Source organism: Nonomuraea sp. ATR24 (assembly GCF_041950485.1).
Classification (GTDB): domain Bacteria; phylum Actinomycetota; class Actinomycetes; order Streptosporangiales; family Streptosporangiaceae; genus Nonomuraea; species Nonomuraea ceibae.
Map to the genome: position 1 here is coordinate 282309 of NZ_JBGNUU010000001.1, position 14022 is coordinate 296330.

General features: G+C 72.4%; 17 protein-coding genes and 1 pseudogene. 10 read left to right on the plus strand and 8 right to left on the minus strand.

Features of this window, described 5'->3' with window-relative positions; translation table 11 throughout:
- Positions 1 to 3: 3 nt before the first annotated feature.
- From ACBI99_RS01355 to ACBI99_RS01370, 4 genes are read left to right on the plus strand one after another with little or no spacing between them, the layout of a single operon-like run.
- The gene (locus tag ACBI99_RS01355) at positions 4 to 771 is read left to right on the plus strand and encodes an ABC transporter ATP-binding protein (protein WP_375071487.1); all 768 of its coding nucleotides are present in this window, start codon (positions 4 to 6) and stop codon (positions 769 to 771) included.
- Positions 756 to 2576, plus strand: a complete 1821-nt coding sequence (locus ACBI99_RS01360; RefSeq protein WP_375071488.1) for a hypothetical protein — start codon at positions 756 to 758, stop codon at positions 2574 to 2576. Before ACBI99_RS01355 ends, ACBI99_RS01360 begins: the two co-directional genes overlap by 16 nt.
- Before the next feature lie 36 nt (positions 2577 to 2612).
- The gene (locus tag ACBI99_RS01365) at positions 2613 to 3821 is read left to right on the plus strand and encodes a sensor histidine kinase (protein ID WP_375071489.1); all 1209 of its coding nucleotides are present in this window, start codon (positions 2613 to 2615) and stop codon (positions 3819 to 3821) included.
- The gene (locus ACBI99_RS01370; RefSeq protein ID WP_219502830.1) at positions 3818 to 4438 is read left to right on the plus strand and encodes a response regulator transcription factor; all 621 of its coding nucleotides are present in this window, start codon (positions 3818 to 3820) and stop codon (positions 4436 to 4438) included. Before ACBI99_RS01365 ends, ACBI99_RS01370 begins: the two co-directional genes overlap by 4 nt.
- Here ACBI99_RS01370 and ACBI99_RS01375 read toward each other — a convergent pair whose 3' ends face one another.
- On the minus strand, positions 4439 to 4672 hold the full coding sequence (locus tag ACBI99_RS01375) for an alpha/beta hydrolase (protein ID WP_375071490.1): 234 nt from the start codon (positions 4670 to 4672) through the stop codon (positions 4439 to 4441).
- A 28-nt stretch (positions 4673 to 4700) separates the two neighbouring features.
- Here ACBI99_RS01375 and ACBI99_RS01380 point away from each other — a divergent pair, with 28 nt between their 5' ends.
- From ACBI99_RS01380 to ACBI99_RS01390, 3 genes are all read left to right on the plus strand, one after another.
- Positions 4701 to 5249, plus strand: a complete 549-nt coding sequence (locus ACBI99_RS01380) for a hypothetical protein (protein ID WP_375071491.1) — start codon at positions 4701 to 4703, stop codon at positions 5247 to 5249.
- Between the two features lie 57 nt (positions 5250 to 5306).
- Positions 5307 to 5897, plus strand: a complete 591-nt coding sequence (locus ACBI99_RS01385) for a hypothetical protein (RefSeq protein ID WP_375071492.1) — start codon at positions 5307 to 5309, stop codon at positions 5895 to 5897.
- Positions 5898 to 6124: 227 nt separating this feature from the next.
- Positions 6125 to 7012 (plus strand): sulfite exporter TauE/SafE family protein, encoded by an 888-nt coding sequence (locus ACBI99_RS01390; protein WP_375071673.1) that lies wholly within the window; start codon positions 6125 to 6127, stop codon positions 7010 to 7012.
- A gap of 201 nt (positions 7013 to 7213) precedes the next feature.
- On the opposite strand, the pseudogene ACBI99_RS01395 reads toward ACBI99_RS01390, so the two are convergent.
- The 3 genes and pseudogenes from ACBI99_RS01395 to ACBI99_RS01405 all read right to left on the minus strand — a co-directional run.
- Positions 7214 to 7429 (minus strand): annotated as a pseudogene (locus ACBI99_RS01395) (DUF202 domain-containing protein); the annotation flags it as partial.
- A gap of 1 nt (position 7430) precedes the next feature.
- Positions 7431 to 7748: a YidH family protein gene (locus ACBI99_RS01400; RefSeq protein WP_375071493.1), complete on the minus strand. Its 318-nt coding sequence runs from the start codon at positions 7746 to 7748 to the stop codon at positions 7431 to 7433.
- Between the two features lie 123 nt (positions 7749 to 7871).
- Positions 7872 to 8486 carry a TetR/AcrR family transcriptional regulator gene (locus ACBI99_RS01405; protein ID WP_219502847.1) on the minus strand — a complete coding sequence of 205 codons (615 nt, stop codon included), beginning with the start codon at positions 8484 to 8486 and terminating at the stop codon, positions 7872 to 7874.
- 87 nt (positions 8487 to 8573) lie between these two features.
- Between ACBI99_RS01405 and ACBI99_RS01410 the strand changes: the two genes are divergently transcribed.
- Both ACBI99_RS01410 and ACBI99_RS01415 read left to right on the plus strand, forming a co-directional pair.
- Positions 8574 to 9311 (plus strand): SDR family oxidoreductase, encoded by a 738-nt coding sequence (locus ACBI99_RS01410; protein WP_375071494.1) that lies wholly within the window; start codon positions 8574 to 8576, stop codon positions 9309 to 9311.
- Positions 9312 to 9325: 14 nt separating this feature from the next.
- Positions 9326 to 10507, plus strand: a complete 1182-nt coding sequence (locus ACBI99_RS01415) for a PQQ-dependent sugar dehydrogenase (protein ID WP_375071495.1) — start codon at positions 9326 to 9328, stop codon at positions 10505 to 10507.
- Positions 10508 to 10548: 41 nt separating this feature from the next.
- Here the strand turns inward: ACBI99_RS01415 and ACBI99_RS01420 are convergent, their stop codons facing one another.
- From ACBI99_RS01420 to ACBI99_RS01435, 4 genes are all read right to left on the minus strand, one after another.
- Positions 10549 to 11169, minus strand: coding sequence for an HAD family hydrolase (locus tag ACBI99_RS01420; protein ID WP_375071496.1), 621 nt, complete (start codon positions 11167 to 11169; stop codon positions 10549 to 10551).
- Positions 11166 to 11288, minus strand: coding sequence for a hypothetical protein (locus ACBI99_RS01425; protein WP_357591927.1), 123 nt, complete (start codon positions 11286 to 11288; stop codon positions 11166 to 11168). The genes ACBI99_RS01420 and ACBI99_RS01425 overlap by 4 nt, the downstream gene beginning before the upstream one ends.
- Positions 11289 to 11377: 89 nt before the next feature.
- Entirely contained in the window at positions 11378 to 12811 is a 1434-nt protein-coding gene (locus ACBI99_RS01430; protein WP_357591925.1) for a DEAD/DEAH box helicase, read from the minus strand.
- A 276-nt stretch (positions 12812 to 13087) separates the two neighbouring features.
- The gene (locus ACBI99_RS01435; protein ID WP_219502854.1) at positions 13088 to 13294 is read right to left on the minus strand and encodes a cold-shock protein; all 207 of its coding nucleotides are present in this window, start codon (positions 13292 to 13294) and stop codon (positions 13088 to 13090) included.
- Positions 13295 to 13598: 304 nt separating this feature from the next.
- Here ACBI99_RS01435 and ACBI99_RS01440 point away from each other — a divergent pair, with 304 nt between their 5' ends.
- The gene (locus tag ACBI99_RS01440) at positions 13599 to 13997 is read left to right on the plus strand and encodes an EF-hand domain-containing protein (protein WP_375071497.1); all 399 of its coding nucleotides are present in this window, start codon (positions 13599 to 13601) and stop codon (positions 13995 to 13997) included.
- Positions 13998 to 14022: the final 25 nt, after the last annotated feature.

Genomic DNA, 14022 nt, shown 5'->3' on the forward strand with positions numbered 1-14022 from the left:
GTCATGCCAACCACCCGGGAGCCCGCTCTCCGCACCACCGGACTCCGCAAGGTCTTCGGCGACCACGTGGCCGTCGACGACGTCGACCTCACCGTGCCCGCCGGATCGTTCTACGGTCTGGTCGGGCCCAACGGCTCCGGCAAGACCACCACCCTGGCCATGTCCGTCGGCCTGCTGCGCCCCGACGCCGGCAGCGCCGAGATCTTCGGCGTCGACGTCTGGCGTGACACCGTGCGCGCCAAGGAGCTGATCGGCGTGCTGCCCGACGGCAACGCCATGCCGGAACGGCTCACCGGCCGTGAGGTCCTCACCTACCTCGGGCTGCTGCGGGGCATGGAGCCGGCCGTCGTCGCCGAGCGCGCAGACGAGCTGCTCCGCGTCCTGGAGCTGGACTCCGCGGAGCGGACCCTGGTCATCGAGTACTCCACCGGCATGCGCAAGAAGATCGGCCTGGCCATCGCCCTCCTGCACGCGCCCCGCCTGCTCGTCCTGGACGAGCCCTTCGAGGCCGTCGACCCCGTCTCCGCGGCCACGATCAGGACCATCCTGCGCAGGTTCGCGGGCAGCGGCGGCTCGGTGATCATCTCCAGCCACGTCATGGCCCTCGTCGAACAGCTCTGCGACCACGTGGGCGTCATCTCCGACGGCCGCGTCGTGGCCGCCGGGCCGCTGGCCGACGTACGCGGCGGCGGAAGCCTGGACGACGCCTTCGTCGATCTCGTCGGCGCCCGCACCGGAGGAGCGGAGGGGCTGGCATGGCTCACCTCCTGACCCCGGCCCCGGTGGCCGCCCAGCACATGATCCGCATGCGGCTGGCGATCATGCGCAACTCCCTGCGCGGTGACGACGCCGCCAACCTCACCACCGGCGTCTCGCTCGGGGTGCTCCTGGCCGTCGGTACGATCGCCGTCGCCGTCCTGTGGCCCGCCTACCTGCCTCTCACGCTGGCCGGCTGGCTCTCCGGCTGGATCTTCGGCCCCCTCCTCTTCGGGGGCGGCAGCGAGGCGCTCCGCCCCGAATACTTCTCCATGCTCCCGGCCACGCCGCGCCAGGTCGCGGTGGCGCTGCTCGCCGGGGCCTTCGCCGGCCCCGCGCCCGCCGTCAATCTCCTCGCCCTGATGTCCCTGCCCGTGTACGGGTGGCGCTTCGGCCCGGTCGGAGTGCTCGTCGGCCTGGTGGCCGCGGTCAGCACACTGATCACCATGGTGATGATCTCCCGCGTCTTCGTGGCGCTCATCGGGCTGTTCGTCAGGTCCCGGCTCACGGCGACCACCGTCGGCGTGCTGATCGGCACCGCCATCGCCCTGTGCAGCAACGGCTGGGCGCTCGCGGCGGCACTGGGCGGCACCGACACCGCCGCGTGGTTCGAGACCGTCTTCCGCGTCCTGCCGTCCGGATGGGGCGTGGCCGCCGTCGAAGCCTCGTGGCCCCTCGCCCTCGCCATCCTCGTCGCGGGCGCCGGCGTGATCGGCCTCCTCCTGGCCGTCTGGGCCCGGCTGCTGTCGCGGCGTGTCGTCTCAGCCGTGCGCGGCGGTGTGCCGTCCCGCCGCGGCACGCCCCGGCCCCTCCCCGCCACCACCAGCGGCGCCCGGATCACCGCCGCCAAGGAACTGCGCGCCTGGTGGCGCGACCTCGTCCGCATCCAGCTCCTCGCCACCGCCTTCTCCTACGCGATCGTCACGCCTCTCCTGCTTCTCGCCATCGACGCGTGGATCATGGTCCCGTTCACCGGGCTCATCGCGATCGTGATGGCCGCCTCGTCCTCGGCCAACCTCTACGGCGCCGACGGGACCGCCCTCTGGCTCACCCTCATGACCCCGGGCGCGGAGCGCTCCGACGTCCGCGGACGCCAGCTCGCCTGGCTCCTCGCCGTCGGGCCGCCCGCGGTGCTCCTCTCCCTGGCCGGCACGCTCGTCAGCGGCGAGAGCTGGGCCTGGCCGTGGGTGCTCGGCCTGCTCCCCGCCCTCCTCGGCGGCGGGGCCGGGCTCATCGTCCTGCTCGGCGTCACCTCGCTGGTCCCCGGCACCGACCCGCACAAGCGCGGCGGCAACCCGCTCAGCACCGGCGCCGACGAATCCGCCGAGACCGGCATCGCCTGGCTCGTGCTCATCGCGGTCCCCACCACCGCCCTGCCCGCGGCCGGGGCCATCCTGTATCACCCGCTGGCCGGCATCGCCGCCGGTCTGCTGACCGGCGCCCTCAGCATGTGGGGATTCGGCAGGATCGCCTACCGCAGGCTCGAGTCCCGCGGGATCGAGTTGCTCAACCTCATGAAGCACGGCCCGGCGCCCACGCCCGACAAGCCCACCACCGCGGACCTCCCCGTCCAGCACCGCATCGGCGTCATGATCTGCCACCTCATCGCCTGGCTTCCCCTGTTCCCCCAGGGGGTCGCGCCCCTGTTCATGAAGATCTTCGGCGTCGAGGGCCCCTCATGGTTCCTCGCCCTTCATCTCCCGTCGATGTGGCAGTGGCCCACGATCATCGCCATGATCGCCACCGGGTTGCTCATGTACGGCTATGCCTTCCTGATCCCCATGCGCCTAAGCTCTTCCTCAACGGCCCCTACCAGCTGAAATCCGTACGTTTCCCGAGAGGAGGGCATGCTCCGGATGAACGACCCCTTCCCGCTCTCCCCTTGGGAACGACGCTTCGAGAACGCCGTCGAGATCGTCCCCTACGTCACCCTCGCCGTCTCCCTCGTCATCAGCCTGGCCTCCCCCGACCAGCCTCCAGGCGGGATCGCCCGCACCCTCGGGCTCGCCGCCCTGGCCCTCGCCTGGATCGTCGGGACCCGCACCCTTCTCCCCGCCGCCGTGCGCCGGCGCCGGATTTACGTCACCGTTCACTTCCTCGGCGTCCTGGCCACCGCCGCGCTGCTGACCTTCCACGACCCCATCTTCGTCATCTACTGCATCTCCGGCTTCTTCCTCGCCGCCCACTTCGCGCCCTCCAGGTGGACCTTCGCCGCCGTCGCCACCACCTCCTGCATCCTGTACGGGTCGACGCTCGACTGGAGCCAGGCCACCCTCCAGCTCATCGCCTTCTACCTGGTGATCATCGCCGTGCAGACCATCGCCATCGGCGGCGGCTCCATCGCCGGCCTCAAGATCGAGGAGCGGCAGCGCAAGTACCGGAAGGCCGCCAGCGACCTGCAGACCGCCATGGCGGAGAACGCCGACCTCCACGCCCAGCTCCTGGCCCAGGCCCACCAGGCCGGGATACTCGACGAGCGCCAGCGCATGGCGCGCGAGATCCACGACACCCTCGCGCAGGGCCTCACCGGCATCATCACCCAGCTCCGCGCCGCCCAGCGCGTCGAGGATTCCGACGCCCACATCGCCCGTGCGCTCACCCTCGCCCAGGACAGCCTCACCGAAGCGCGCCGCTCCGTCTCCGCCCTCCAGCCCCACCAGCTAGAGGACGCCCACCTGCCCGAGGCCATGACCACCCTGGCCCGCGGCTGGTCCGAGGGCACCGGCGTCGACCTCCACGTCGAGGTCACCGGCGACCGCGTCCCCCTCAGCCCCGCCATCGAGGTGACCCTGTTCCGCGTCGCGCAGGAAGCCCTCACCAACGTCGCCAAGCACTCGGGCGCCACCCGCGCCGGCCTCACCCTCTCCTACACCGGACCGGTCGTGCTCCTCGACATCCGCGACAACGGCACCGGCATCCACCACCCCAACAGCGAAGGATTCGGACTCAGCAGCATGAGACAACGCGTACGCGGCGTCGGCGGCTCCCTCGAATTCGAGACCACGCCCGGCGAGGGCACCGCCGTCAGCGCCACCGTCCCCGCCATCCAGGGGGACCGGCGATGATCCGCCTCCTCATCGTGGACGACCACCCCATCGTCCGCGACGGCCTGCGCGCGGCCTTCGACGCCGAACCGGACATCGACGTCGCCGGCGAGGCCGCCAACGGCCGCGAAGGACTCGAACGCGCCGCCGCCCTCGACGTGGACATCGTCCTCATGGACCTGCGCATGCCCGAGATGGACGGCGTCAGCGCCATCACCGCCCTGCGCCGCTCCCACCCGCACATCAAGGCCCTCGTCCTGACCACCTTCGACGGCGACTCCGACGTCCTGCCCGCCATCGAAGCCGGCGCCACCGGCTACCTCCTCAAGGACGCCCCCACCGACGAGCTCCTGCGCGCCGTCCGCGCCGCCGCCGCGGGCGAGCCGGTCCTGTCCCCCTCGGTCGCCGGCCGCCTGATGGGCCAGGTACGCCGGCCGGCCAAGGCCGCGCTCACCGACCGCGAACTCCAGGTCCTCACCCTCGTCGCCGACGGCGCCACCAACCGCCAGGCGGCCGCCAAGCTCTTCATCAGCGAGGCCAGCATCAAGACCCATCTGCTGCACATCTACGACAAGCTCGGCGTCCGCGACCGCGCCGCCGCCGTCGGCGAGGGCTACCGCCGCGGCCTGCTCGGCTAGTTAGCCCGCGTTCAGGAAGTCCCGTACGACGTGCCGGGCGATCTGGCTGCCGAAACCGCCCCAGACCAGGTCGAACTGGTGGTCCGCGTACGGGATCTCCACGAGTTCGTGCCGCACCCCGGCCTGGGCGAGGCGGGCGGCGAAGTCCCTGGTGTACCCGGCGGTCTGGAGGATGTCGCGGCCGCCCTGGATCAGCAGCGTCCGCGGCAGCCCGGGCCGGAGGTGCTGTTCCACGGGGGCGGGTGGGTGTTGGATGGCATGGATGATCGACACACCGCTGGAAAGGCTCCGCGCCGCCACCCGGCGCGCCCGTGACCTGGCAGGCGCGGACGACGCCCCCGCGTTCGACCCGTTCCCCCTGCTCGAAGCCCTCCACCGCCACGGCGCCCGGGCCGTCGTCATCGGGCAGGTCGCCGGCATCATGCACGGCTCCACCGAACCGACCCGCGACCTGGACCTGCTCTGGGACGGCGACCCGGCCCATGCCCCCGCCCTGACGGCCGCGCTCGCCGCCGTCGGCGCCCGGCTCATGGACGAGAGCGGCAGGCCCCTGCCGGCTCGCCCGGACTCCCTGCTCCGGCCCAAAACGCAGTTCACCTCGGCCGGAGCCGACGGCGACTGCTGCACCCCGGCGCTGGCCTGGGGCGGCCTCCAGGTCGGGGACTGCCTCGACCGCGCGGTCGCCGCGACCGGCCCGGACGGGCTGGTGGTCCGCTACGTCTGCCGGGAGGACCTGATCCGGATGCGTCGCGCGCTGGGCCGCCCCAAGGATCTGCGCAGGGCCGACGAGCTGGACGCGCTCCCGGGCTGACGGGCCCCGCGCGGCCGGGCGGTGACGGGGCCGGGCGTTCTGTGTAGCGTCACGGTCATGGGGCTGGATCCAGGTCCCCGCGCGGTTCTGGTGCCCGATCTGGGCGACGAACTGGCCGGGGCCGTCGGGCGGCTGGAGCGGCTGTTGCTGTCCCTGCGGGCCGCTGAGCGAGCCGGGGCGACGCTGCCGGAACCTCTCGCGGACGGCGCGGCGCTGGCCGCGCTACGGCGGTTGTGGCGGGCGGTCGCGCTCACCCAGGGACGCCGGGCGGTCGAGGCACGACTGGCCGGCCGGGTCTACGCCTCGTGCGGCCGGATCGAGCACGTGCCGCTGCGCCTGGTCGACGTCGACCCGGTCGACGTGGCCACCCTGTCGGCGGCCGCCGCCGCGCTCGGCGCCATCGCGCTGCGCGAGCCCGAGGGCGGCGACGGCGGCGTGCCGGCGAGGGGCGACCTCGTGGCGGTGGCCGCGCGGATCAGCGGCCTGCTCGACCTGGCCGACACGGCCGAGTCGATCGTGCTGCGCGAGTATCTGGCCGCCGCCGGGCCGGGCGGCGACGTCGTGCTCACCTCGGCCGTGGAGGAGGCGTACCGGATCACGGCGGCCCGGCTCGACACGATGTGGCCCCGGGGCCATTCGCTCACCTGATACCGGAAGCCGCTCGGGGCAAAAGCAGCAATGGCGGCATTCGCCGGTCGGCACTGATTAGCGTTTTCTCATTTCAGTTAGCCAAATCAACGCCAGGGGCAGACCGAATACGGCGGCCGCCTCCCGACATTCGTCCCCTCCCGCGAGCGAAGGACACTGCTGTGCAATTCGATTTCGCCATGGCATTCGGCGCTTTTGCGGTGGCCTTGATGATCGGGCTCACCGGTATGGGAGGGGGCGCGCTGATGACGCCGATGCTCGTGACGTTCTTCGGCGTGTCACCCATGGCGGCGGTCTCCAGTGACCTGGTGGCCGCCGCGGTGATGAAGCCGGTCGGCAGCGCGGTGCACTACCGCCGGGGGACCATCGACCTGCGGCTGGTGGCCTGGCTGTGCGCGGGCTCGGTGCCCGCCGCGTTCGGCGGCGTGCTGGTCGCGAGGGCTCTGGGGGACGGCGAGCGCGTTCACGACGTGATCGAGATCGCCATGGCGGCGGCGCTGCTGATCGCCGCCGCCACGTTGGCGCACCGCAGCTACGGGGCCGCGCTCGACAAGGTCGGCCGCAGCAGCGGCGCAGCGCCCGCCGGGCACCGTGCCCGGAGCACCGCTCCGCTCCGGGTGCGGCCTGTCCCCACCGCCGCCGTCGGCGCGCTCGGCGGGCTCGTCGTCGGCATCACGTCGGTGGGCTCCGGCTCGCTGATCATCGTCGCGCTCGTGGCGCTCTACCCGATGCTCAAGGCCAACCAGCTGGTCGGCACCGACCTGCTGCAGGCCGTGCCGCTGGTGATCTCCGCCGCGATCGGACACCTGCTGTTCGGTGACTTCAGGCTGGAGATCACCACGGCGCTGCTGGCCGGCTCCCTTCCCGGCATCTACCTCGGGGCGCGCATCTCCTCACGCGCCCCCGCCGGGCCGCTGCGCCTGCTTCTGACCTTCCTGCTGCTGGCCTCCGCCGCGAAGATGTCCGGCCTCGGCCCGGCCGCCGTGACCGCGGTCGTCCTGGCGGCCGTCGCCGCCACGCTGGCCGTATGGCTGGTGATCCATCGCCGGTACGGCGTGCCGCTCCGGAGGCGGGCGGCCGAGGAGCGGGACGCCGTGGAGAGCTCGTCGGCCTGACGGCGCCGGGGCGGATCGCGGCTGACGATCGTGGCCGGGCTGGACGACGCCGGCACCGCGATACGTCGAGTGCGTGGGCCTGACCGGCGGCTGCTGCCCGCCCGGGTTGACCGCCAGCAGCATCCCGGCCACGCCCACCAGCGTGACCAGCACGGTCAGCGGCTTCAGCGGCCGGCGCCCGCGACCCGGCCGCCATCCCGTGGAGTGCGCCACGCGGCCGACGGCCCACGCCAGAACGCCGGCGGCCAGGGCCACCACGCCCAGCAGGGGAGCCGCCTTGAGCAGGGTGACGCACAACGCGATCAACGACATGCCGGTGCGGATCCAGGCCAGGTGGGTGCGTTCGCGCGCCAGGCCCGGGTCCGGTTCCGGTTCCGAGGCATCGGTCCCGCCGTCACGGGGAGCGGAACCTGCCATGTCAGCCCTGCCTCAGCGCGAGGACGCCGGCGGCCACCGCCACGCACATGAGGACGAGGACCAGGATCCGGGGCAGGGGCGAGCCCGGCAGCGGGCGGCCGTGGCGCAGCGCGCGCTGGTTGCGGCGCCACTCCAGGTACGCGCCGCCCGGCAGGAGGGCGCCGAGAAGGATCAGGGGAAGCGCCAGCAGCCGCCGGCCCCCCGGTAACCCGGCGAACGGCGGCAGTAGCTGCACGATCGCGAGGCCCGCGACGACCAGGGCGAGCGCGGTCCGGTTCCACGCCAGCATCGTGCGTTCGTTGGCGAAGGTGAAGCGCACATCGGGCTCCGAACCGCCCGTGCCCTCTCCTCCGGTGGGAGGCTGACCAGAATCACGATTCTCCACGTAATCAGACGATAACTCTCCGATGTCTTTTGTAAAGTGCCTTCCTCGCCGCGGTGGTCATCCCGCACCCGCCGAGCGCGGCGCCGCCCCGTAGAGCGCATGGTCGACCAGGCGCTCGACGATCGACTCGTCGAAGGGCACCCGGAGCACGAGCAGCCGGTGGTAGCAGGCGCCCCACAGCTGGTCCACGATGACGTCCAGGTCCGCGTCCTCGCGCAGCTGACCGTCCCGCTGCGCGATGCGCAGCCGTTCCCGGGCGAGCTCGCGCCGGGGCAGCGCGTAACTCTCCGACCACGCCTGGGCGAGGCTCGCGTCCATCTGGGCCGCGCCGACGAGCTCGGACACGGGCTTCTCCGCCCCTTCGTCCTTCAGCCACCGGACGAACGCGCCGAGCTGGGTGATCAGGTCGGCGCGCACGTCCCCGGTGTCGGGGAAGTCCAGCGTCCGCCGGCTATGGGCGAAGTACGCCTCGGCCGCGAGCGCGCCCGGCGACGGCCACCACTTGTACAGGGTCGTCTTGCTCGATCCCGCCTCCATCGCCACGCGGTCGAACGTGACCGCCTGCATGCCGTCTCGCAGCAGGATGCGCCCGGCCGCCGTGAGCACCGCGGCGCGCACCTCCGCGGCGGGGCGGCGGCCTCGGCCGCGTCGGTCGGCAACGCTCTCGGACATCGTCACTCCACTTATGGACTATCTGTTCATTTCGGTGCTACCGTCATATGTGAACAACTCGTTCATATCCTAGCGAAGGCGCATGACATGGTGAACAGCACAGAGCGCGTCGCGCTCGTCACCGGCGGATCCGGCGGCATCGGCAGGGTGAGCGCGGAGCGCCTGGCCGCCGACGGCTTCGCCGTCGTGGTGCACTACGCGGGCAGCAGGGACCGCGCCGAGGAGACGGCGAAGGCGGTCACCCTCGCCGGGGGCCGCGCGGCCGTCGCCGGTGGGGACGTGGCGGACGAGAACGCGATGGCCGCGGTGTTCGACGTCGCGGATCGCGAGTTCGGCGGACTCGACGTCGTCGTCCACACCGCGGGCATCATGCCGCTCGCACCCGTGGCCCAGATGGATCTCGACACCTTCGACCGCGTCCAGCGCACCAATGTTCGCGGGACGTTCGTCGTCGACCAGCTCGCCGCCCGCCGCCTGCGCGACGGGGGCGCGATCATCAACTTCTCCACGTCGGTCACCCGGCTGCAGATCCCGGGCTACGGCGCCTACGCCGCGTCCAAGGGAGCCGTCGAGGCGCTGACGCTGATCCTCGCGCGCGAGCTGCGCGGCCGGGACATCACGGTCAACGCCGTCGCGCCCGGCCCCACCGCGACGCCGCTGTTCTTCGAGGGCAAGAGCCAGGAGACGATCGACCGGATCGCCTCCATGAACCCGATGGGCCGGCTCGGCGCACCGGAGGACGTCGCGGAGGCCGTCGCCTTCCTCGCGGGGCCCGCGCGCTGGGTGAACGGCCAGGTTCTCCATGTCAACGGCGGCGCGGCTTGACCACGAAACGGCCGGTGACCCGGCGTTCACGATCACGCGCGGCGGCCGTCGCGGCCTCGCTCGCCGTCGCGCTGAGCGGGTGTTCGGACCCGCCCGGCGGGCCGGTGACCGCGCCCTCCCCGCCCGGGCCCTCCCCGTCCGCGCCCTCCCCGTTAGGGCCCTCCCCGTCCGCGCCCCCGGGCACCGCACCGGCCGGTCCGGTCGCGACCCTCGGTGAGCCGGTCGAGCTGGCGACGGGACTGGAGGCCCCCTGGGGGCTCGCCTTCCTGCCCGACGGGTCGGCGCTCGTCTCGGAGCGGATCTCCGGCGAGATCGTCCGCATCCCCGCGAAGGGCGGCGACCCGCGTACGGTCGGCGTCGTCCCCGGTGTGCACGTGAGCTCGGAAGGCGGGCTGCTCGGCATCGCCGTCTCCCCCCGGTTCGCGACCGACCGCACCGTCTACGCCTCCGTCTCCGGGCAGGACCAGAACCGCATCGTCGCGCTCACCATCGCCGGCGACCACGGCTCCCTCTCCGTCGACCGGGTGCTGCTCGACGGCATCCGGACCGCCGACCGGCACCACGGCGGCCGCATCGCCGTCGGGCCGGACGGGCACCTGTGGATCGGCACGGGTGACGCCTTCGAGCCCGGGAACGCCGCCGCCGACGACTCGCTCAACGGCAAGATCCTGCGCATCGCGGTCGACGGCTCCGTACCCGAGGACAATCCCGGCTCGTCGCCGATCTACTCCAGCGGCCACCGCAACGTCCAGGGCATCGCGTTCGGGCCCGACGGCACCCCGTACGCGTCGGAGCTCGGTCATCGCACCTGGGACGAGGTGAACGTCCTTCGCGCGGGCGCGGACTACGGCTGGCCGGAGACCGAGGGGATCGCCGGGTCCACCGGGCAGGCTCCGATCGCCACGATCCACCCCGACGAGGCGAGCCCTTCCGGCGTCGCGTACGCCGAGGGGTCGCTGTGGATCGGCGCGCTGGGCGGCCGGCGACTCTGGCAGCTTCCCGTCGAGGGCGGCGCCGCGACGGCCGAGCCGATCGACCACTTCGCCGGCGAGTACGGGCGGATCCGCACCGTCGAGGTGGCCCCCGACGGAGCCCTCTGGCTCGTCACGTCGAACACCGACCGCGCCACCTGGGGCGGCACCGCCCCGCGCCCGGGCGACGACCGCATCCTCCGCGTCGAGGTGCGCGAACCCTGATCGAGCCGACGCCACCCGGGCCGCTCCGGTGCGCGCGGTCCTCAGACCAGGGCCAGCACGTCTCTCGGGTGCCGGGCCACCGGGCCGGGGTACGGGGCGGTGGGCAGGCCCCAGGACGCGTGGACGGCTCGGGCTCCCGCCCGCCGGGCGCACTGGAGGTCGGTCTCGGCGTCGCCCACGTAGACGGCGTCGGCGGCGCGTACGCCGAGGAGGCGGCAGGCGAGCTCCAGCCCGTCGGGCGCCGGTTTGGCCCGGCCGACCTCGTCGCCGCACACCACGACCGCGAACAGACCGGTCAGGCCGGCGGCGCCCAGCATCATCGTGGCCGCGCGCCGCGTGGCGCCGGTGAAGACGCCGAGCGGCCGGCCGGCCCGGGCGAGGTCGCCGAGCAGCTCCACGACACCGGGGAACGGCCGGACGGTCGCCGCGGCGGCGTCGAGGCGGCGGTGGAAGTGCTCCAGGTCTTCGGCCGTGGGCGGGCGGCCGAGAAAATGGGCCAGCACCGCCGGGGTCGAGCCCAGCCGCCACGCGGCCACGACCTGCTCCGGTGTGACGTCGGGACCGCCGAGCGCGCGGACGGTGCCGGCGTACGCGTCGGGCACCACGGTCATGGTGTCGACCAGGGTGCCGTCAAGGTCGAACACGACCGCCCCACCCGTCACGTGCGCTCCCCCGCCGGATCGCGCGGCATCGGGTCCGGGAGGTCGGCGGCGCGTGCGGTGATGTGGCGCAGCGCGGTGTAGTCCAGCACGCCCAGCCCCGCCGCGGAGTCACTCCCCACACGGAGCACTGTAGCTCGCCGTCCATCGCATGGTCACGGTCCTGGCCGTGGTCGCTCCCAGCCTAGGCCGGTGGGCGGGGCAGCCGTCGCTACCTGAAGCGGCGGCCGTTCCGGCCCGTTCGGCGGCCGGCCGCCGGGGCCGTGATGGTCACGGGTATCCCCGAGGGAGCCTGGGCGCCGGTGATGCGCCGGAGCTCGGTCTCGCCCGAGCGGACCTGGCTGGTCTGCGGGACGATGCCGGCGGCGGCCATCAGGCGGGACATGTCACGGCGCTGGTTCGGCAGGACGAGGGTGACGACGCTGCCGGATTCCCCTGCGCGGGCGGTGCGGCCGCCGCGGTGCAGGTAGTCCTTGTGGTCGCTCGGCGGGTCGACGTTGACGACGAGGTCGAGGTTGTCGACGTGGATGCCGCGGGCCGCGACGTTGGTCGCCACCAGCACCGTGACGTGCCCGGTCTTGAACTGGGCGAGGGTGCGGGTGCGCTGGGGCTGGGACTTGCCCCCGTGCAGCGCGGCGGCGCGGACGCCGCTGTGCAGCAGGTCCTGGGTGAGCCGGTCCACGGCGTGCTTGGTGTCCAGGAACATGATCACCTTGCCGTCGCGCGCGGCGATCTCCACGGTGGTGGCATGCTTGTCGGCGTCGTGGATGTGCAGCACGTGGTGCTCCATCGTGGTGACCGCGCCCGCCGAGGGGTCGACCGAATGGACCACCGGGTCGGTCAGGTAGCGGCGTACCAGCAGGTCGACGTTGCGGTCCAGCGTGGCGGAGAACAGCATCCGCTGGCCCCCGGGGCGCACCTGGTCGAGCAGGTGGGTGATCTGCGGCATGAACCCCATGTCGGCCATCTGGTCAGCCTCGTCCAGCACGGTGATCTCGACCTGATCCAGGCGGCAGTCGCCGCGCTCGATGAGGTCCCTGAGCCGTCCAGGGGTCGCGACGACGACCTCGGCGCCGTCGCGCAGCGCCTTGGCCTGCCGGCTGATCGACATGCCGCCGACGACGGTGGCCAGTCGCAGCTTCAGCGACTGGGCGTACGGGGTGAGCGCGTCGGTGACCTGCTGGGCCAGTTCCCGGGTGGGCACGAGGATCATGGCCAGCGGCCGGCGCGATTCGGCACGCTGCCCTGCGGTGCGGACGAGCAGGGCCAGGCCGAAGGCGAGCGTCTTGCCCGATCCGGTGCGTCCCCGGCCGAGGACGTCCCGGCCGGCCAGGGAGTTCGGCAGGGTGGCCGACTGGATCGGGAACGGCTCGTTCATGCCCAGGCCGGTGAGCGTCTTCATCAGCGCGGGCGGCATGTTCAGCTCGGCGAACGTCGCGGCCGCGGGCAGGGCCGGGGTGACGGTGACCGGCAGGGCGAACTCGCCCTGAAGCGCGGCGGGACGCCGTCCGTGGCCACCGGACCGCCGGGGGTTGCCGGAACGGCCCGGAGCCGACGAGCCGGATCGGCTGCCTCTGCCGGAGCCGGCGGAGCCGCCCGTGCGGGTGGAGGAGAAGCGGTCGTGCTTGCGAGTTGCGTGGTTCACGCAGAACCTTCCTCGATGCGGCACGTGTCAGGTGATTCTCAGGCGCGACGGGCGGCACAAGAATGGCGAGCACGAGCCGAAGAAAGACGAGCCGGGCCGGCGGAAAGCCACCTGGCCTGGTGCGTCGAAATGGTCGGCATGCGCCGAAAGAACGGCGGCTGCGATGCCGGTCGGGGCTGGAGCCGGCTTATGACCGGACAGGACCGGATGCCCCGGAGCAACGTAGCTGGGGCCCGCGCCGTACAGCGCGGGCCCCAGCTACGTGGTGCGTCGATGTCAGGCGGAAACGATGTTCTCGGCCTGCGGGCCCTTCTGGCCCTGCGTGATGTCGAAGGCGACCTTCTGGCCCTCGCGCAGCTCGCGGTAACCGCCCTGGGAGACGATGTTGGAGTAGTGCGCGAAGACGTCGGCGCCGCCGCCGTCCTGCTCGATGAAGCCGAAGCCCTTTTCCGCGTTGAACCACTTCACGGTGCCGGAAGCCATATTGATCTCCTTTTGATGGGGTGCAAAGCCGAAATCCGCAACGAACGGATTTCGCGTCGCCGCGATAGGACCACACACCCGGAGATGACCGGCAAACAAAAATGCACCTGAGGCTACATACCGTCAGGTGCACACAAGTTTTTATGGGTACCACAACTGCAACTGACCCCAAGCTACCACACATGTGGCCGTGCTGCGCAACATCCTGGCCGTAGCCCACAGTGACACTACTGTCACGGTCCGGCGAAAGGAGGGCACCATAGCGACAGTAGTTGCCGGTTGCGACGCTGGAGACCATCGGGGCATGGCGAGCACATTCCAGCGGGGCAAGGTCCAGCTCGTATTCAGCGCGATGGACGCCGACGGCGACGGCGCACTGCGCGAGAGCGACTTCGACGACCTGGCACGCCGCTGGGCGGCCATCCGCAGGGCGGGCGACGCGGAGCGCCTCACCGCGGCCATGCGCGGCGGGCGGACGCTCGCCGCGCATGGCCGCAACCCCGAGTCGGTCACGCTCGACGACGTGCTCACCGTCGTGGACGCCACCGCCGAGGCCATGTTCGACGCCATCGACGAGGACGGCGACGGCCGGATCTCACCGGGCGGAGTTCGTCCTCCACTGGGGCGAGTTCTGGGCGGGCGACGACCCTGCGGCGCCGGGCACCCACGCCTTCGGCACACCTCCCGCTTGATCGCGGCTTGACAAGTGCATACATGTACATGCAACA